Origin of the sequence: Guyparkeria hydrothermalis (assembly GCF_023555385.1) — a bacterium.
Taxonomy (GTDB): Bacteria; Pseudomonadota; Gammaproteobacteria; order Halothiobacillales; family Halothiobacillaceae; genus Guyparkeria; species Guyparkeria hydrothermalis_A.
Map to the genome: position 1 here is coordinate 803844 of NZ_JAJSED010000001.1, position 17817 is coordinate 821660.

Annotated in this window: 15 protein-coding genes; 4 read left to right on the plus strand and 11 right to left on the minus strand. The window is 66.1% G+C overall.

Annotation, left to right across the window (positions count from 1 at the left end):
* Positions 1 to 103: 103 nt before the first annotated feature.
* The 8 genes from hemL to gatC all read right to left on the minus strand — a co-directional run bounded on the left by hemL (position 104) and on the right by gatC (position 10727).
* Positions 104 to 1393 carry a glutamate-1-semialdehyde 2,1-aminomutase gene (hemL, locus tag LV476_RS03735; RefSeq protein ID WP_250073575.1) on the minus strand — a complete coding sequence of 430 codons (1290 nt, stop codon included), beginning with the start codon at positions 1391 to 1393 and terminating at the stop codon, positions 104 to 106.
* The gene (gene thiE, locus LV476_RS03740; RefSeq protein ID WP_250073577.1) at positions 1393 to 2088 is read right to left on the minus strand and encodes a thiamine phosphate synthase; all 696 of its coding nucleotides are present in this window, start codon (positions 2086 to 2088) and stop codon (positions 1393 to 1395) included. Before thiE ends, hemL begins: the two co-directional genes overlap by 1 nt.
* A complete protein-coding gene (locus LV476_RS03745) occupies positions 2085 to 3092 on the minus strand; it encodes a glucokinase (RefSeq protein WP_250073579.1) in 1008 nt (335 codons plus the stop codon). Before LV476_RS03745 ends, thiE begins: the two co-directional genes overlap by 4 nt.
* Positions 3092 to 6322 carry a glycoside hydrolase family 15 protein gene (locus LV476_RS03750; protein ID WP_250073581.1) on the minus strand — a complete coding sequence of 1077 codons (3231 nt, stop codon included), beginning with the start codon at positions 6320 to 6322 and terminating at the stop codon, positions 3092 to 3094. The genes LV476_RS03745 and LV476_RS03750 overlap by 1 nt, the downstream gene beginning before the upstream one ends.
* Positions 6323 to 6419: 97 nt before the next feature.
* Complete coding sequence (hslO, locus tag LV476_RS03755) at positions 6420 to 7388, minus strand: Hsp33 family molecular chaperone HslO (RefSeq protein WP_250073583.1); 969 nt, start codon at positions 7386 to 7388, stop codon at positions 6420 to 6422.
* A 27-nt stretch (positions 7389 to 7415) separates the two neighbouring features.
* A complete protein-coding gene (gene gatB / locus LV476_RS03760; RefSeq protein ID WP_250073586.1) occupies positions 7416 to 8885 on the minus strand; it encodes an Asp-tRNA(Asn)/Glu-tRNA(Gln) amidotransferase subunit GatB in 1470 nt (489 codons plus the stop codon).
* Positions 8886 to 8896: 11 nt separating this feature from the next.
* Complete coding sequence (gatA, locus tag LV476_RS03765) at positions 8897 to 10345, minus strand: Asp-tRNA(Asn)/Glu-tRNA(Gln) amidotransferase subunit GatA (protein WP_250076239.1); 1449 nt, start codon at positions 10343 to 10345, stop codon at positions 8897 to 8899.
* Positions 10346 to 10439: 94 nt separating this feature from the next.
* The gene (gatC, locus tag LV476_RS03770) at positions 10440 to 10727 is read right to left on the minus strand and encodes an Asp-tRNA(Asn)/Glu-tRNA(Gln) amidotransferase subunit GatC (RefSeq protein ID WP_250073587.1); all 288 of its coding nucleotides are present in this window, start codon (positions 10725 to 10727) and stop codon (positions 10440 to 10442) included.
* Positions 10728 to 11129: 402 nt separating this feature from the next.
* On the opposite strand from gatC, the gene LV476_RS03775 reads away from it, so the two are divergent.
* Genes LV476_RS03775 through mreD form a run of 3 tightly spaced genes read left to right on the plus strand, consistent with a single transcriptional unit; the run spans position 11130 to position 13580 of the window.
* Positions 11130 to 12167, plus strand: a complete 1038-nt coding sequence (locus LV476_RS03775; protein WP_250073590.1) for a rod shape-determining protein — start codon at positions 11130 to 11132, stop codon at positions 12165 to 12167.
* An 11-nt stretch (positions 12168 to 12178) separates the two neighbouring features.
* Complete coding sequence (gene mreC / locus LV476_RS03780; protein WP_250073593.1) at positions 12179 to 13117, plus strand: rod shape-determining protein MreC; 939 nt, start codon at positions 12179 to 12181, stop codon at positions 13115 to 13117.
* Positions 13107 to 13580 carry a rod shape-determining protein MreD gene (mreD, locus tag LV476_RS03785; RefSeq protein ID WP_250073595.1) on the plus strand — a complete coding sequence of 158 codons (474 nt, stop codon included), beginning with the start codon at positions 13107 to 13109 and terminating at the stop codon, positions 13578 to 13580. Before mreC ends, mreD begins: the two co-directional genes overlap by 11 nt.
* Before the next feature lie 15 nt (positions 13581 to 13595).
* Here mreD and LV476_RS03790 read toward each other — a convergent pair whose 3' ends face one another.
* Positions 13596 to 13958, minus strand: a complete 363-nt coding sequence (locus LV476_RS03790) for a diacylglycerol kinase (RefSeq protein WP_250073597.1) — start codon at positions 13956 to 13958, stop codon at positions 13596 to 13598.
* 20 nt (positions 13959 to 13978) lie between these two features.
* Positions 13979 to 14359 (minus strand): glycine cleavage system protein GcvH, encoded by a 381-nt coding sequence (gene gcvH, locus LV476_RS03795; protein ID WP_250073599.1) that lies wholly within the window; start codon positions 14357 to 14359, stop codon positions 13979 to 13981.
* Positions 14360 to 14601: 242 nt separating this feature from the next.
* Between gcvH and LV476_RS03800 the strand changes: the two genes are divergently transcribed.
* On the plus strand, positions 14602 to 16644 hold the full coding sequence (locus LV476_RS03800; protein WP_250073601.1) for a TonB-dependent receptor domain-containing protein: 2043 nt from the start codon (positions 14602 to 14604) through the stop codon (positions 16642 to 16644).
* Positions 16645 to 16821: 177 nt separating this feature from the next.
* Here the strand turns inward: LV476_RS03800 and LV476_RS03805 are convergent, their stop codons facing one another.
* A complete protein-coding gene (locus LV476_RS03805) occupies positions 16822 to 17793 on the minus strand; it encodes a sigma-54 interaction domain-containing protein (protein ID WP_250073603.1) in 972 nt (323 codons plus the stop codon).
* Positions 17794 to 17817: the final 24 nt, after the last annotated feature.

Here is a 17817-nt window from a genome sequence, read left to right on the forward strand (position 1 = left end):
CGATCGGGACGAAAGCCCGCAGCAAAAAGGCCGCCGGTCGATGACCAGGCGGCCTTTTTTGTTGCTGGCGGCCGACCCATCCGGGCCGGCCCGAGTGCCGCGATCAGCCGGCCATTCGAGCGAAGACGCGCTCGGCCGCCTCGATGGTGGCGTGAATCTCTTCCTCGCCATGTGCCATCGAGACGAACCCCGCCTCGAACGACGACGGCGCGAAGTACACGCCCTCCTCGAGCATGCCGTGGAAGAAGGTCTTGAATGCCTCCTTGTCGCAGGCCGTGGCATCGTTGAAGTTGGCCACGCGGTCCTTGTCGGTGAAGAACAGACCGAACATGCCACCCGCGTTCTGGGTGATCATCGCGATGCCATGCTTCTTCGCCGCCGCGGACAGGCCGTCGCAGAGCGCCTGCGTCCGACGGGTGAGCACATCGAAGAAGCCCGGCACGCGGATCAGCTCGAGCGTCTTCACGCCCGCGGCCATCGCCACCGGATTCCCGGAGAGCGTGCCGGCGTGATAGACCGGCCCCATCGGCGAGATCATCTCCATGATCTCGCGGCGACCGCCGAAGGCGCCTACCGGCATGCCGCCACCGATCACCTTGCCCATGGTAGTCAGGTCCGGCTTGATGCCGTAATGCTCCTGAGCGCCGCCCAGCGAGACCCGGAAGCCGGTCATGACCTCGTCGAAGATCAGCACCGCACCGTGCTCGTCGCAGACCTGTCGCAGCCCCTCGAGGAAGCCCGGCTCCGGCGGGATGCAGTTCATGTTGCCGACCACCGGCTCGACGATGATCGCGGCGACCTCGTCACCCACTTCCTCGAAGACCTTTTTCACCTGATCGAGGTTGTTGTACTCGACGGTGGTGGTCAGGTCGGCAAATGCCTTGGGCACGCCCGGCGAGCTCGGCACGCCGTGAGTCAGCGCACCGGAACCGGCCTCGACCAGCAGCGAATCGGAATGACCGTGGTAGTTGCCCTGGAACTTGACGATCCGATCGCGACCGGTGAAACCCCGGGCCAGACGGATGGCGCTCATGGTTGCCTCGGTACCCGAGGACGTCAGGCGCACCATGTCCATCGACGGCACCAGATCGCACAGCAGGTCCGCCATGCGGGTCTCGCTGACCGTCGGCGCACCGAAGGACAGACCATCCTTGGCCGCCTCGCGGACCGCCTCGATCACGTCCGGGTGCGCATGCCCGAGAATCATCGGCCCCCAGGAGCCGACGTAGTCGATGTACGGCTTGTCGTTCTCGTCAAAGAAACGGGCTCCCTCGGCGTGCTTGACGAACACCGGGTCGCCGCCGACCGAGCCGAAGGCGCGCACCGGCGAGTTCACCCCGCCGGGGATATGGGCCTGTGCCTTTTCGAACAGCTCGTGGTTGGATGCGGTCATCAAGATGTCTCCGGATCTTCGGTGGTCTGAATGGATTCGGTATTGTCGGCCGCCATCGCATGGCAAAGGGCCTCGGCGGCGGCACGGATGTCAGGGGCGGCGAACACTTCGCTGATCACCGCAATCATGTCGGGCCGGTGCGCCATCAGGTCGCGGACGTTCGTGGCGGTGATCCCGCCGATACCGCAGACCGGGCGTCCCAGTCGTTCGCGCGCCCAGCCAAGCACCTCGGCCGGGGCGCCGGGGGCATGGGGTTTGGTCGGCGAGGGAAACATCGCCCCGAAGGCGAGATAGTCGGCGCCTTCGGCCGCCGCCCGCTCGGCCCGAAGCCGGTCAGCATAGCAAGACACACCGATGATCGCATCGAGCCCCTCGGCGGCGAATCGCGCGCGGGTCTCGGTCAGTGGTGCGTCGTCTCGCCCGAGGTGAACACCGTCGGCACCGACCTCGATCGCCAGCGCCACGTCGTCGTTGACGATGAACGATCGCCCGTGTCGCCGACACAACTCGGCCAGGGCCGCCGCCTCCTCGCGGCGGCGTGCGACATCGTCGCTCTTGTCGCGATACTGCACCACACGGGCACCCCCCGCGATTGCCTCGCTTACGGATTCGACCAGCGCCGCGCGCTGAAAGCGCGTGGTGTCGGTAATCACGTACAGGCCAGTCAGGTTCTCCCGGGTCATCATCTCGCTCATCGTGACAGGGTTTGTTCCTCCGCGAGCCGTCGCGCACCGGCCAGCCCCAGACTCCCGTCCGGCACCACCCACAGCGGCATACGACCGAGCATGGTCGCAAAGCGGCCCTTGTCGAGAAAGCCCTCCAGCGTGTAATCACGCAGAAACGGCAGGATATGTCCGACGATCGCCCCGGCCAGGAACACCCCGCCCACCGGCAACGTCTTCAGGGCCAGGTTGCCGGCTTCGGCACCGAGAATCCGTGCAAACATCCGGCAGGCGATCATCGCGCATTCGTCTTCCCCGCGGCTCGCCCAGCGGGTGATCAGGGCGTTGGGGTCACTTGCCTCGGCAAGGCGCTGATCGGCATCGGCGGTCGGCCTACCGAGGCCCGACTGGCGGGCGAATGCGTACAGGGAAGAAAACCCGTCACCGCTCAGGATGCGTTCATAGCTGACATGCCCGCCGAACCGCCCGCGCAGGAAGGTCAGCAGGGCCGCCTCGCGATCATCGTTGGGGGCGAAATCGCAATGTCCGCCCTCGCTCGGCATCGGCCGGTGCCGCTCGCCATCGTCGAAAAAGATTGCCTCTCCCAGGCCGGTACCGGGTGCGATCACCGCGGCATGCCCCGCGTCGGTCGCGGCTTCGGGATTGAGATTGACGCGTCGGTCAACGGGACTGGCCAACGCCCCCATACCTACGGCGATCAGATCATTGGCCAGCCGCACGCGCGCGCCGCCCAACACGGCACTCAGTTCGGCCGCCGACAGCGTCCACGGCAGATTGGTCGCCTGCACGCGCGCCTCGTCACCGTCACCACGGACCGGTCCGGCCACCCCGAACGCGGCCGCCGATATACCGTCGAAGCGGCTTGCCTGGACCTCGTCCAGGAACGCTTGCAGAAGGGAGGCGAAGTCGTTGTATTCGCGGCTGTCCAGTGTCCGCTCGACTCCCGCGCCTTCCTCGCCTGGCGGGTAGAGCACCAGCCGCGAGCGCGTCCCTCCGATATCGCCAGCAAGAATCATTACCCAACCCCCTCCTCTTGCAACGGTTCGGCATCGGCACGCAGCAGGTATTCGAGCGCTGCGGTCACCCATTCGGCCACCGCCGTCGGCGGCAGGCGATAGAACGCCTGCCAAGCATCCGCCCGGCGCTCGTCATAGCGATCCGCATCCTCGGGATGCTCGGCGAGCCAGGCCAGCCGCACGGCATGACCGGTGAGCACATCGAGCACCAGCGGTTCGGCAATCGACAGATCGGGCGTCCCCGCCGCGATCTCCGAGAGCGTCGCGAGTGTCTCGATGCACAACTGTCGGTATTCGGGTGCCTCGATCCGGTTCAGCCGGTGCTCGACGGCCAGGGCGAAGTTGTGTTCACCGGCCGTGTACTGGCCCCGATAGCGTTGGCTGTCGATCAGGCTGCGGGCATCGAACCGGTTACCGATCACCAAAGCCGGCACATGGCCCAACAGCTCCCAGACCCCGCGGAAGAAGACCTCGGGCAGCCGGCTCATCGCCCCGTCCACCTGTCGGCGATGGTACCAATCCACGTGACCAGTCTCGTTCGGGGTTGATTCGACCGCCGCGTAGCCCATGGGTTCGCCGGGCGCGCGAGCCAGGGACAGCCCGCCGCCGTCACGACGATGAAGCGCCTCGAGCCGCTCCGGATGGCCACGCCAGGTGATGGCCTCCCTCAGCCGCAGACGGATCTCGTGGGGCGGCATGGCGGCCAGGTCATCAAGCGCCTGCGACGGGCCGAGGTGTGCTTCGCGTGAGTGCAGCGCGACGAGAATCTGCAACAACGGCCCGGTGCGCAGGGTAATGACGTCCTCGAACAGCCCGGGCTCGGCACGCAGCCAGGCGCCGAGATGGATGACCAGCTCCTGGGTCAGGGCGCGTTCCCGCCAGTCGTCACCACAGTACGCGGCGATACGCCGCAGGATTTCCTGGTTGGCGACCGGGGACTCGATTACCGCATCTCGGGTGTACGAACGCCCCACCGCCACACGCTTCTGGTGCACGACCAGATCCATCATCGCCACCTCGAGAAAGGCATCGACCATGCCGGCCTTTTCGGCCGCCTGCCGCATAATCCGCCAGTCACCCAGCGACTGCGCCACCCGGAACAGCGCGACCCGGTGACCCTCGAGATCACGGTCGTGTCCTTCCGCGTCGGCGAACGGCTGCTGCGCCGGCAATTCGGCCCGTTCCAGCCAGTCGAGGACGAAAAGCCGTTCGTCCAGCGCGTGGGTCCGAGCGTAGGTGGACAACAACTGATCGAGAGTCGGCGCATCTCCCAGTTGCCGCTCGACGGCCGCCACATCCCCGGCAGCTCGCCATTCGACATCCGGCAACGGCTCAGGTGGCGTCCAGGATGGCAATCGACCCGGGAGTCGCCGCCGCATGATCAGGGCATCGAGGCGTTGGAGGGAATCCAGACGGACCGTGACTCCATCGACCGAGCCACCGGCAAGCTCGTCCCGGCAGAATGCGAGCAGCGTCTCGCCTCCCGGGTCGTCGAGCATCCAGTCGGCGATGGGCACCACGAACAACGGCCGCTTCGCACCACGCGCATAGCGAGCCAGATAGGCGATCGTGGTGCGCATCTCGTGGACGAGGAGGCGAACGTCACGGCCCAGGAGAAATGTCTGGGTATCGAAGACGGCCGGAATCAGCGCACAGCGGGTCTCGTCCGTGTCGATCACGGCCGCCGTCGCCAAACCCAGCAGCCGCCGCTTCGGCCGGCCGCCGAGCCCGAGTTTCGGGTTGCTTCCCAGCGATGCAAGCCGCTCGATCAGCACATCGGCAGGCACCGCAGCGGGTTCGACCCGATCACGCAATGCCACCGGCGCGACGCCAGCCTCTTCCAACCGCGCAAGTCCGGTCGACGATTCGGCCAGCAGGGCGACCGCCACCTCGGCCGGGCCATTGCCGCCCTCACGACGGTGACGTCCGAGCGGATCGATATCCTCCGGCACGATGCGCTTCGCACACATCAGCCGGCCGACGACCCACAGGCTCTGCGCCCACACGAGCGGTCGGTTCTCGTTCGCCAGCCGTCGGCTCGTCCCCGGCTGGGCGCGCTCGGATTCGATCGACTCGGCCGGGACGTAGTAAAGCTCGGGTATCACTCCCTGGCCGTCCTCGACCGTGGCAATCGCGCCGAGTCGGCGGTTGAAGGATTCGGCCACCGAGCGGTCGCCGGCAAAGCAGGCGTTGATCAGCCGGTACGTGAAAAACAGCGGCCACTCGCATTCGATGCGGGCAAATGCCTCGAGCTCTTCCGGCTCGTAGTGCAGCTTGCTTTCGTCCTCGATCACCGTCTGGTGACCGTCGCGCAGGAATCGCTTGTAGCCGTACCCGCCGGCAAGCCGGTCCTCAATACGGTCTCTCACCTCGGCGGCGATGGTCGCCCGCCCCACGGCGAAGGCAGGAAAGCCGATCACCGCCAGCAACGCCGAATCGATCTCCTTGGACGCCGACTCCCTCGGCAGGATCGCCTCAAGGCACTGGGCAACGCGGACGATGTCGTCGGGTACCACCTGCAGTCGCGTAGCCTCGTCGCCCTGCTTACCGAACAGGTCGAAGCCGTCGGCTGCTTCCAGGGCCGCGAGCACCATTCCGAGCGAACTGGCGTTGAGCTCGCGCACGCCGATATTGATCTTGTTGCCCCGCTCCCAGATGCCGTAGTCGGGAATCACGTAGGCACGGGACAGGTACCAGACCAGGTTCTGGACGAAATCGACCTCGTCGCGACTCTGCACGATGGTCAGCCCGCCGGCGGTCATCTGGATCAGCATCAGCAGGAACAGCGAGGTGGCGTCCAGCTGCAGGTGGCCCCAGTCCTCGTCGCCCACCACCGCCTCCCCGGTCGCGGTGTCGTACTTGGCGTGCAGGGCGTCGATCGGATCGAGACTGTGCTTGAAGCGTTCGACCCGGTCGGACTGGCGCATCATCGCCTGGAGGAGACCGCGCATGTTTCGCACGACCGCCTGCTCGAGTTCGAAGGCACGAGCCTCCTCACCGGCACGACGACAGGCGATCCCGAGAGCCCAAGGGGCAAGAATGCTGTAGACGTTGTCGCGCACCCAGGCGTCGGTGTAGTCGCCGTGCGCGGTGACGGCGGTGCTCGCCGGCAGCAGGCCGGTGATCGGGTGCTGGCGATCGAGGATATGCCGACGCACCTCGGCAAACAGGGCGTCGAGAGACGCCTCGCCGCGATCAGACGAGTCGGAGGGCGGTCGGCCAGAAGTCATGTTCGATACCGGGTGTGCTGTGGCCCGGCTTGCCCGGGCCTGTTCCCAGTATGGAGTCGTTGTACGCTTTCGGCCAACCGGAAGCGGGAACGCCGTGTCAGTGGCGGGTGGATTCCGGCGGCTCGACGCTGTCGTTGGTCAGCAGTTGTTCGACATCGACGCGATCGAAACGGTAGAGGCTGCCGCAGAAATCGCAGCGGATCTCGATCAATCCGGGCGGGGTCTCCTCGCTCGCCAGCGTCGCTTCGAGCTCGTCCCGACCCAGTCCGGTCAGCATCTGTCCCACACCCTCGCGGCTGCAGCCGCAACTGAAGGTAACGCGCGCCACGTCGTGGATGCGCAGCGCGTCCTGGTGGAACAGCCGGTGCAACAGCTCGGGCGCCGAGACGGCACGCATCTCTGCCTGCCCCTTTTCGCCCACCAGGGTGTCGACCAGCTTGCCGACATGTTCGAAGCCGCGGGCCGACGGTCCGCTGGCCGGCACGATCCCGCCGGTCTCGGGCATCTGCTGGACCAGCATGCCGGCGGTGATCTGCTTGTCGGCGGCCAGCACGAGCCGGGTAGGCAGTTGTTCGGATTGCTGGAAGTAGCCCTCGATGGCCTCGGCCAGCGACTCGCCCTCGATCGGTACCAGCGACTGGTAGCGCGCACCCTCATCCGGTTCGATGGTCAGCACCAGCTGCCCCCGGCCGAGCAAGGCCTCCAGGCTTTCCCCCGCCCCGGCGAGGCGCTCATCGTCCCACTTGGCCATGCAGCGGAAACGTCGGTCGGAGGTCACCTGCACCACCAGCAGGCTGATCGGTCCGCGACCGGCAAACTGCAGGATCAGCCGCCCGTCGAACTTGAGGTTCGCGACCATCAGCACCGCGCCGGCCACCGCCTCGCCGAGGAGTGCCCCCACCGCCGGCGGGTAGTCGTGGTTCTCGATCGCGGCCTGCCAGGTGGATTCCAGGCGCAGCGACACGCCGCGCACCCGGCCGTCCTCGAAGGAGAACCGGAACAGCTCGTCACCCTGCGGCAGGTTGTGCCAATCGATCGACTCTCGCGTGCCGGACTCGTCGCTCATGCCTGACTCCCGGAGGTTGCCGGTGGATTACTCGCCGTCGAGGCGACGCTTGAGCACCTCGTTGACGGCCTTGGGATTGGCCTTGCCCTTGGCCGCCTTCATCACCTGACCGACGAAGAAGCCGAACAGCTTGTCCTTGCCGCCGCGGTAGGCCTCGACCTGCCCCGGATTGGCGGCGATCACCTCGTCGACCATCGCCTCGATCGCGCCGGTATCCGAGATCTGCTTGAGACCGCGCGCCTCGATGATCGCGTCAACCGAGCCGCCCTCCTCGGCCAGGGCCTCGAACACCTCGCGGCCGAGCTTGTTCGACAGCGTGCCGTCGGAAACGCGTTCGAGCAGATCGGCCAGCTTGTCCGCCGGCACCGGGCACTCATTGATCTCGAGCTCGAGCCGGTTCAGCAGCGCGGCGACCTCGCCCATCACCCAGTTGGCGGCAAGCTTGGCGTCGGCCCCGTCGCGGGCAATCACCGCCTCGAAGTACTCGGCGGTGGCGCGGCTGGAGGTGAGCACGCCGGCATCGTAGGCGCTCAGGCCGTACTCGGATTGGTAGCGCTCGGCCTTGGCGTCCGGCAGTTCGGGGAGCTCGGCGCGCCACGACTCGATGGTCGCCTCGTCAAGCACCACCGGCAACAGGTCCGGGCAGGGGAAGTAGCGGTAGTCGTCCGCCTCTTCCTTGGTGCGCATCAGGCGGGTCTCGTCGCGATCCGGGTCGTACAGGCGCGTGGCCTGGACCACCTCGCCGCCGGTCTCGAGCAGGTCGACCTGACGCTCGATCTCGAACTCGATCGCCCGCTGCAGGAAGCGGAACGAGTTGACGTTCTTGATCTCGGTGCGGGTGCCGAATGCCTCGTCGCCTTCGGGGCGTACGGAGATGTTGGCATCCACCCGGAACGAGCCTTCCTGCATGTTGCCGTCGCAGATGCCCAGGTACTGCACGATCGCGTGGACCTTGCGGGCATAAGCGACCGCCTGCTCGGGGCTTCGCATGTCCGGCTCGGAGACGATCTCGATCAGCGGCGTGCCGGCCCGGTTGAGGTCGATGCCGGACATGCCGTGGAAGTCCTCGTGCAGCGATTTGCCGGCGTCCTCCTCGAGGTGTGCGCGGGTCACACGGACGGTGTGCTCTTTCGCCTTCTTGCACTCGCCGGTGCTGATGGTCACCTCGCCACCGACGACGATCGGGCGCGCCAGCTGCGTGGTCTGGTAGCCCTTGGGCAGGTCCGGGTAGAAGTAGTTCTTCCGGTCGAAACTCGAGACGCGCGAGATGTCGGCGTCGATCGCCAGGCCGAAGAGCGAGGCCATGCGTACCGCGCCCTCGTTGAGCACGGGCAGCACGCCCGGAAGCCCTAAGTCGACCGCGCAGGCCTGCGCGTTCGGCTCGGCACCGAAGGCAGTCGACGCCCCGGAGAAGATCTTGGAACGGGTGGCCAGCTGGGCGTGGATCTCCAGGCCGATGACGGCCTCCCAGCCCGAAGGGATTGCGTATTGACTCATGCGTGCTGTCCTTACCCTTCGCGGTTGTCGTTGGCGGAGTCACCAGCGATCGACGGCATGCGCTCGTGCCAGTCGACGCGCTGCTGATACTGGTGCGCGACGTTGAGCAGGCGGCCCTCGTCGAAGTGGCGGCCGATCAGCTGCAGGCCGACCGGTCGACCCTCGACGAAGCCGGCCGGTACCGACATGCCCGGCAGTCCGGCGAGGTTCACCGGGATGGTGAAGATGTCCTCGAGGTACATCTTGGCCGGGTCGTCGCTGTGCGCACCGCGATCGAACGCCGGGGTCGGGGTGACCGGCCCGGCGATCACGTCGCACTGCTCGAAGGCGCGCTGGAAGTGTTCGGTCACCAGACGGCGGGCCTTCTGCGCGCGCCGATAGAACGCGTCGTAGTAGCCGGCGGAAAGCGCGTAGGTGCCCACCAGGATGCGCCGCTTGACCTCGTCACCGAAGCCTTCCGAGCGGGTGCGCTCGTACAGATCCTGCAGATCCTTGGGATCCTCGCAGCGGTAGCCGAAACGCACGCCGTCGAAGCGCGACAGGTTCGACGAGGCCTCGGCGGGCGCCAACAGGTAGTAGGCGGCCAGGGCGATGTCGGCATCCGGCAGATCGACATCGACCGTCTGGGCGCCGGCAGCGCGCAACTCGTCGATCGCCGCGGTCACCGCGTCACCCACCGCAGGATCGAGCGCATCGGAGAACCACTGCTTGGGGATACCGACGCGCAGGCCCTCGATCGAGCCGTCGAGCCCGGCGACGTAGTCCGGCACCGCCTCGTCTGACGAGGTGGAATCCTTCGGGTCGAAGCCGGCCATCTCCCCGAGCACCAGCGCGCAGTCTTCCGCCGACTTCGCGATCACGCCGCCCTGATCGAAGCTCGAGGCGTAGGCGATCATGCCGTAGCGCGACACGCGCCCGTAGGTGGGCTTGATCCCGGTCACGCCGCAGAAAGCGGCCGGCTGACGGATCGAGCCACCGGTATCGGTGCCGGTGGCAAACGGCACCAGCCGCGCGGCAACCGCTGCAGCCGAGCCACCCGACGAACCGCCGGGGACGGCAGCGGTATCCCACGGGTTGCCCACCGCGCCAAAGTAGCTGTTCTCGTTGGACGACCCCATGGCGAACTCGTCCATGTTGGCCTTGCCCAGCAACACTGCCCCACTGCGTGTCAGACGCTCGTGGACCGTGGAATCGTAGGGCGCGACCCAGTCGGCGAGCATGCGTGAGCCGCAGGTGGTGCGTGTGCCCTTGGCGCAGAAGATGTCCTTGTGCGCGTAGGGAATGCCAGCCAGGGCACCGTAGGTTGCGGCCGGCTGGACCGGCTCGACGCGGCTGACCAGGCTGTTCAGTTCGGGATCGATGCTCTCGATGCGTCGCTCGAAGGCGACGGCCAGGTCGGCGGCGGAAAGCTCACCGGCGGCCAGCCATCCCTTGAGCTGGGCAATCGAGGCATTGATCAGCGCGGCGTCGCCGCCTTGAGGTGAATCATTCGTGGACACGGAATGGGTTCCCCTGCCTTGAGATGTGTGGGCGTTCGGTCGGAGGCGACCGGGACTATTCGATGACCTTGGGTACCAGGAACAGGCCGTTTTCCTGTGCCGGGGCACCGTCCATCAGCGTCTCGCGCTGGTCGTTCTCGGTGACGGTATCCGCCCGCAGTCGCTGCGTCTGGTCAAGCGGATGGGACATCGGCTCCAAGTCGTTGAGCCGCGGATCGTCGAGCAGACTCGCCTGATCGAGGATGGCATTCAGATCGGTGCGGAGCGCCTCGGTCCACTCCGGCTCGATGGCGATCCGGGCGAGATGCGCCACGGCCTGCAACTGATCATTGCTCAACGACATCGTCGTCACCCCTTCGGAAAATCGTGATTTCTTGAATCAGAACACCCGGCCAGACCACCGAAAGGCCGCCGAAGCGCGGAACCGATCGGCCGTTATGCCCGCTCAGGCGGCCATCAGCCGGACGTGGGAAATTCGGCGCGAAGCCTATCACAGCCCCGCTCGCCTGCCGAGCCGATGCGCTTGCTTGGGGGGCGGCATATTGCTACCTTAGCCGCTTATTTTACGCCACACGGGCAAGGTCGAATTTCGATCCCCGGAGCGTCGCTCTGACGCCCGACCCTAGTGGCGAAAACGGGAAAGGACTCAGGCATCGTCGTTCATGCGTCATGACGGCACGCCAAAACGGGGCTGACACAACGGCCTTCCACCTCACATACGCAGACATCACTCGGTTAATCACCCATGTTCAAAGGCTTCCGCGGCATCTTCTCCACCGACCTCTCCATCGACCTCGGGACAGCTAACACGCTTATCTACGTCTCGGGTCGCGGCATCGTGCTCGACGAGCCGTCAGTGGTCGCCCTGCGGAACGACGGCGGTCAGACGGTAATCCAGGCCTACGGCAACGAGGCCAAGCAGATGGTCGGCCGCACGCCGAAGTCGATCCACGCGGTCCGCCCGCTGCGAGACGGCGTGATTGCCGACTTCCACGTCACCGAGAAGATGCTGCAGTACTTCATCAAGAAGGTGCACTCCTCGCACTGGTTCCGCCCCAGCCCGCGCGTGCTGGTATGCGTACCGGTGGGCGCGACCCAGGTCGAGCGCCGCGCCATCCGCGAGTCGGTGCTCTCGGCCGGCGCCCGCCGCGCCTTCATCATCGAGGAGCCGATGGCCGCGGCGATCGGCGCTGGCGTCGACGTCGACGAGCCGCGCGGCTCGATGGTGGTCGACATCGGCGGCGGCACCTCCGAGGTGGGCGTCATCTCGCTGGACGGCATCGTCTATTCCTCATCGGTGCGCATTGGTGGCGACAAGTTCGACGAGGCGATCATCGCCTTCGTCCGTCGCCACTACGGCATCCTGATCGGCGAGGCCACCGCCGAGCGCATCAAGAAAGAGATCGGCTCGGCCTACCCGGGCAAGGAATTGCGCGAGATCGACGTCAAGGGCCGCAACCTGGCCGAAGGCGTGCCGCGCAGCTTCACGCTCAATTCCAACGAGATCCTCGAAGCTCTGCAGGAGCCGCTGTTCGGCATCGTCCAGGCCGTGCGCGCGGCCCTCGAGCAGACGCCACCGGAATTGGGTGCCGACATCGCCGAGCGGGGCATCGTGCTCACCGGTGGCGGCGCGCTGCTGCGTGATCTCGACAAGCTGATCATGGAAGAGACCGGTCTGCCGGTCGTGGTCGCCGAGAACCCGCTGACCTGCGTGGCGCGCGGTGGCGGCAAGGTCCTCGAGCTGATCGACCAGCGGAACAACACCCTCTTCGCTGACGAATAACGGCGCCGATCATGGCGCTTTTCGATTCCCACCGCCCCGGACTGAATCGGCTCCTGGTGCTGGTCGTGGTGTCGATCATCCTGATGAGCCTCGACCGCATCGGCACCCGCTGGGTGAGCCAGCTCGATCAGGGCATGGGGAGCGTCACGGACGGCATCATCCAGACGATCAACCAGCCGGTGGTCATGGCCAATTCCATCGGCCGCTGGTTTGTCGGGCGCGCCGAACTCCACGAGGATCTCGACCGGCTGCGCGAAGAGAACACCCTGCTGCGCGGCCAGATGCAGCAGTTCGTTTCCCTCAAGCGCGAGGTGGACGAACTGCGCACCCTCCTCGATGGCGAGGCCAGCGACGTGCCCGGCGTGCTACTCGCCCGGCGCATCGGTCACCCGCCAACCCCCAACGCCAACCTCTTCACCATCGGTCGCGGCTTCGACGACGACGTTCGCCCCGGGGATCCGGTGATCGATGCGTACGGCATCGTCGGCCAGGTGTTGCGCAGCACGGCAACCGGCGCGACCGTCATCAAGCTGACCTCGCGCGATCACATCCTCTCCGTCGTGCTTGGCGACACCGGACGCACAGCTCTGCTTCGCGGCACCAACGGCAATCAGCTGGTGGCCGAACGCGTCCCAGAGCGCACCAAGATTCAGGCCGGTGACGTGCTCAGCACCTCGGGTATCGACAAGGCTTTCCCACGCGGCTATCCGGTCGCCCAGGTTACCGCCATCGAAGCCGACGAGGCGCAGGGTTTCATCCGAGTGGTGGCGAGGCCAATCGCCGATCTGGCTCGACTGGACTACGTCCTGGTGATCACCGAGCCGCCGGACGCGGAAGAGCCCGACTCAGAGGCCGGTCAACCGGAAACCCTGGAGCGGCCGATGGTCGACATGACGGCGACGGAACATCCCGCCCCCGCCACGACCGGAGGGGGTGAGAATGGCGACTAGCTGGTTCTCGATCATCCTGACGAGCCTGGCGGCCCTGGCTCTGGCCCTGATTCCCCTGCCGCAGAGCATGCAGGTCCACAACCCGCAATGGCTGCTGTTGGTCGTTATCTTCTGGTCCCTGTATCGGCCGGCGCAAGCGGGGCTGCTGTACGCCTGGACGGCCGGCCTGTTGCTTGACGTTGCGACCAACGGGCTGCTGGGCCTGAACGCGCTCATGTTCACCCTGACAGCTTTCCTGGTGCTTTCCCTGCGCCAGCGTCTCGGCGTCGCCCCGCTGCTTTCCCAGGCACTGCTGGTGGCCGGCTTCACGCTGGTCTATCTGATGGCATCGCTTTGGGTCGAGGGCGTGGCCACCGATCTTGTCTCCATGGCCACCTATCTGTCGCGCGCACTGAGCAACCTGGCCGCCTGGCCGGTGATCTACTTCCTGCTCAATCGACTGGCCCGGGTTGCCGAACGCTAGGCCACGCCAGCGGAGTCACCCGAACAACACGAAGCCCCAGACCACCGCGGCGATGACAATCGCCAAAAGAACGGCTGCAGATCCGACGTCCTTGGCCCGGCCGGATAGTTTGTGAGGATCCGGCCCGATCCGGTCAACCACGTTCTCGATGCCGGTGTTGAGCAACTCCACCATCAGCACCTGAAGCACCACGGCGATCAGCAGCGCGCGCTCCAGTGCGGTCTCGCCGACGAACAGCGCCACGGGTACGGCGACCAGCGCCACCAGCACCTCCTGACGGAACGCCTCCTCCTTTCGCCAAGCCGTGCGCAGGCCTTTCCACGAGTAGCGCAAGGCCACCAGGGCATGTCGCCATCCGTGTCCCTGATCGGATGCCATGATGTATTCCCCTGGTCGGTTCAGTCGGTGGCTTCGAGCATCCGGCCGTAGTCGTCGGGGCTCATCCAGTCCGCCGGCTCGCCCTCCATGCGGATCTTGAGAATCCAGCCTTCGTCGAGCGGGTCGTCATTGATCAGTTCGGGGCTGTCCTCGAGGGCATCGTTGATCTCGACCACCTCCCCATCCACCGGGCACAACACGTCCGATGCGGCCTTGACCGATTCCAGCGTCGCGCAGGGCGCTCCCTCGGAAACCGCTTGCCCGACGTCCGGCAGGTCGGCGAACACCACGTCACCCAGCATTTCCTGCCCCTGTTCGGTGACGCCCACGGTCAGCACGTCGTCCTCGATGGTGTACCACTCGTGCGTTTCGCCGTAGCGCCGATCCTGCCGAATTTCCATGGGCGACTCCTTCGTCACGTTGAGCAAATGAACTGGTCCGCGATTCTGGCACAAACGGCCGCCCTTCTCGATTGCCCGCAGGCCGCGGTTGCGGCAAATGCCCCACCAACTGCGTCATCTGCCGCGATTCAACGCGAGACTGACACCCCGAATCAACCACTTGCCGCTGGCCCGGTTCGTGCAATCCCTCGACCCGAAAAAAACGATACGCACACAACAAAACATCGAGGGATGACCATCGCATGACAGCCAGCCGCGCACTCTTCCGTCCAACCCTTCTACGCGTCTCGATCGTCGCCGGCCTGATGGTCGGCACCCAGGCCGCGGCCGCGGATGGACTGGAAACCATCGTGATCACCGCCCCCGCCGCGGCCTCGCCGGCCGAGCCACTCGCCCTCACGGCAGAGGACAGCGCACCGCGTGCCGATCTGGCCGAAGTGCTGCGTGAGATCAATGGAGTAACCTCGGGGCGGATGTCGGGCCACGGGCTGGACCCGATCATCCGCGGCCAGCGCGAGCATCAACTCAACGTGTTTCTCGATGGGGCGGCCATCGCCAACGCCTGCCCCAACCGCATGGATCCGCCCACCAGCTTCGGCAATCTCGCCGGCTACGATGCCGTCGAGGTACGCAAGGGCGTGACCACCCTCACCCGTGGGCCCGGCGGCAGCGGCGGCAGCATCGAGCTGACCCGAAACACCTTCGAACGCGCCGCCGAGGCAGGCATCCAGTCACGCTTCGGGTTCGCCACCAGCAACAACGGCCTGACCGACCAGAGCAGTGCCGACGCGCTGTTCAGCAACGGCAACGCCTACGGTCGTGTCATCGGCCAGATCGCGAACGGCGAGAACTACGAGGACGGTGACGGCAACGAGGTGCCCTCCTCGTTCAAGCAGCGCAGCGGAACGATCATCGGCGGCTACCGAGTCAGCGACGAGACCGGCATCGAGGTCTCTGTCGATCGCAATCGCATGCTTGACACCCGCTACGCCGGCACCGGCATGGACTCGATCTACGACAACGCCACGATCTACCGGCTCGACGGGCGTCTCGGGGACCTCGAGGGACCGGTTGACGCCCTGCGAGTCGAGCTCTCGCGCGCCAACGTCGACCACCTGATGGACAACTACAGCCTGCGCGCACTCAACGCACCCATGCCGATGGAAGCGCCGGCAGAATCCCACACCACCACCACCAGGCTGACCGCCACATCCCGTATCGACGCGGTGGAGATCGACTATGGCCTGGACTTCGAGCGCGTCCGGCAGGACGCGCAAGCCATCAACGCCATGAACGACATGCTGATGTTCCGCCAATGGCCGGACGGACAGACGGATCAACTCGGCGCGTTCATCGAGAGTGACTGGCGCCTAACAGGTGATGATTCCCTGCGCGCCGGGATGCGCGTCGACCGCTTCGAGAGCGAGATCGACGCGGACCTCGAGAAGAGCATCGCCACCCACATGATGGTGCCGGCTTCGATCCGTACCAGCGCGGCGGACCCCAAGAGCGATACCGAGGTCAGCGGCCTGCTCCGCTACGACCATGCCTTCGACGCGCACCTGAACGGCCATGTCGGCGTCAGCCGGACGGCGGTCGCGCCCAACCTGACGCAGAAGTACATCACCCTGCTGATGAACGGCATGCTGGCGAAAGTGGGCAACCCCGATCTCGAGCCCGAAATCCACCACCAGCTCGAAGCGGGCTTGTCGTGGCAGCGCGAACGGCTGGCAACCAGTGCGACCGTCTACGTCGATCAGGTCGACGACTACATCCTGCAGGACCGACAGATCGCCGGCCTGATGCCGATGACCACCAGTTACCGCAACGTCGATGCCCGTCTGTTCGGTGGTGAGTTCGACCTGCGTTACGGCCTGACCGACTGGCTGGCCGCTGAGGGTCAGATCAGCTACGTGCGTGGCCGCAACACAAGCGATTCGCGCGACCTGCCGCAGATCCCGCCCCTGTCGGGCACCCTCGGCCTGAGCGCCGAGCGGGGCGCGATCGACGGAGCGGTCGTGCTGCGCTGGGCGGACGGTGCCGAGGCCATCGATGAGCAAAGCGGACTCGATACCACCGAAACCGGAGGATACGCCGTCCTCGATCTCACCGCCGGCTACGACATCACCGGAAACTGGCGTGTGGAAGCCGGCGTCGACAATGTCTTCGACCGCACCTACGCCCAGCACGTGAATCGTGCATACAGCAGCGTGTTCGGCGACCCGACCGCCCGAATCAACGAACCGGGACGTACCGTCTGGGCCCGACTCACCGCCACGTTCTGACCCGCTCTCCTCTCCAGACTGCCACGCCGCGGCGTGGCCTTGCGGCAGCCTATGGCTGCCGTTTTTTTTGCCACACCGTTCACGCCCAACGATCGGCGGGCCCACAACGCAAAAACCCCGTGCCGGGAGAATCCGGCACGGGGAATTAGGAATCTCTGGCAGGACCAGGCGCTCGCGCTATTCGATGGCGAACTTCTTCAGCCGATAGAGGAAGGTATCGCGGCTGAGGTTGAGCAACCGGGCGGCGCGCGACTTGTTGCCGTCGGTGAGCGCCAACGCCTGTCGCAGCAGATCACTCTCGACCGCCTCGAGGTCGACCCCGCCCTCCGGCAACACGAACCCCGGCGCGATCGGCCCGCCCCTTTCGCTCTGCGTCGCCGATCGCATCGCCGGCGGCAGAGCCTCGACGTCGACAACGCTGGCGGCATGGAAGATCACCAGACGTTCCACGAGTTGCTTGAGCTCGCGGACATTGCCCGGCCAACGATAGCGACGCAGCACACCGGTCGCCCGCGCCGTCAGGCGAGGAACGGCCACCCCGTTTCGTTCGGCGTTCTCCGCCAGAAAACGGTTGAGCAGCCACTCGATATCACCCTGGCGATCACGCAGCGGCAACAGCTCGATCGGCACGCCTGCCAGGCGGAAATACAAGTCGGCTCGGAAGTCGCCGGCCTCGACCATCGCTTCCAGATCCCGGTGGGTGGCGGCGACCACCCGCAGGTCGACGCGGCGGGTACCGGTCTCGCCCACCGCCCGTGTTTCGCCGTTCTCCAGCAGCCGCAGCAGTTTTGCCTGCAGCGACAGCGGCAACTCGCCCAACTCGTCGAGGAACAGCGTGCCACCGTCAGCCTGATCGACAAGCCCACCCTGATCGGCGAGCGCGCCGGTAAAGGCACCGCGACGGTGACCGAACAGAGTCGACTCGGCGAGATCGTCCGGGATGGTGGCGCAGTTCACGGTCACCAGCGGACGATCACGACGCGGAGAGCCGGCATGGATCGCACGGGCGGCAAGTTCCTTGCCGGTGCCGGTCTCGCCGGTAATCAGGACCGTCGCCTCGGTCGCCGCAACCAGCCCGAGGCTTCGTAGCGTGGACTCGAAACGTGGCGACTGGCTCTGCAATGCCTCAAGATAGGGGTTCGCGTTCATGGCGGTGTGTCCATAACGTGACGA

What these genes read in the sequence shown, in the direction of transcription:
- LV476_RS03800 (WP_250073601.1), top strand. Translation starts at nt 14,602, where the DNA reads ATGACAGCCAGCCGCGCACTCTTCCGTCCAACCCTTCTACGCGTCTCG.
- gatC (WP_250073587.1), bottom strand. Translation starts at nt 10,727, where the DNA reads ATGTCGTTGAGCAATGATCAGTTGCAGGCCGTGGCGCATCTCGCCCGG.
- LV476_RS03750 (WP_250073581.1), bottom strand. Translation starts at nt 6,322, where the DNA reads ATGACTTCTGGCCGACCGCCCTCCGACTCGTCTGATCGCGGCGAGGCG.
- hslO (WP_250073583.1), bottom strand. Translation starts at nt 7,388, where the DNA reads ATGAGCGACGAGTCCGGCACGCGAGAGTCGATCGATTGGCACAACCTG.
- LV476_RS03775 (WP_250073590.1), top strand. Translation starts at nt 11,130, where the DNA reads ATGTTCAAAGGCTTCCGCGGCATCTTCTCCACCGACCTCTCCATCGAC.
- mreC (WP_250073593.1), top strand. Translation starts at nt 12,179, where the DNA reads ATGGCGCTTTTCGATTCCCACCGCCCCGGACTGAATCGGCTCCTGGTG.
- thiE (WP_250073577.1), bottom strand. Translation starts at nt 2,088, where the DNA reads ATGAGCGAGATGATGACCCGGGAGAACCTGACTGGCCTGTACGTGATT.
- LV476_RS03745 (WP_250073579.1), bottom strand. Translation starts at nt 3,092, where the DNA reads ATGATTCTTGCTGGCGATATCGGAGGGACGCGCTCGCGGCTGGTGCTC.
- gatB (WP_250073586.1), bottom strand. Translation starts at nt 8,885, where the DNA reads ATGAGTCAATACGCAATCCCTTCGGGCTGGGAGGCCGTCATCGGCCTG.
- gcvH (WP_250073599.1), bottom strand. Translation starts at nt 14,359, where the DNA reads ATGGAAATTCGGCAGGATCGGCGCTACGGCGAAACGCACGAGTGGTAC.
- LV476_RS03805 (WP_250073603.1), bottom strand. Translation starts at nt 17,793, where the DNA reads ATGAACGCGAACCCCTATCTTGAGGCATTGCAGAGCCAGTCGCCACGT.
- mreD (WP_250073595.1), top strand. Translation starts at nt 13,107, where the DNA reads ATGGCGACTAGCTGGTTCTCGATCATCCTGACGAGCCTGGCGGCCCTG.
- LV476_RS03790 (WP_250073597.1), bottom strand. Translation starts at nt 13,958, where the DNA reads ATGGCATCCGATCAGGGACACGGATGGCGACATGCCCTGGTGGCCTTG.
- hemL (WP_250073575.1), bottom strand. Translation starts at nt 1,393, where the DNA reads ATGACCGCATCCAACCACGAGCTGTTCGAAAAGGCACAGGCCCATATC.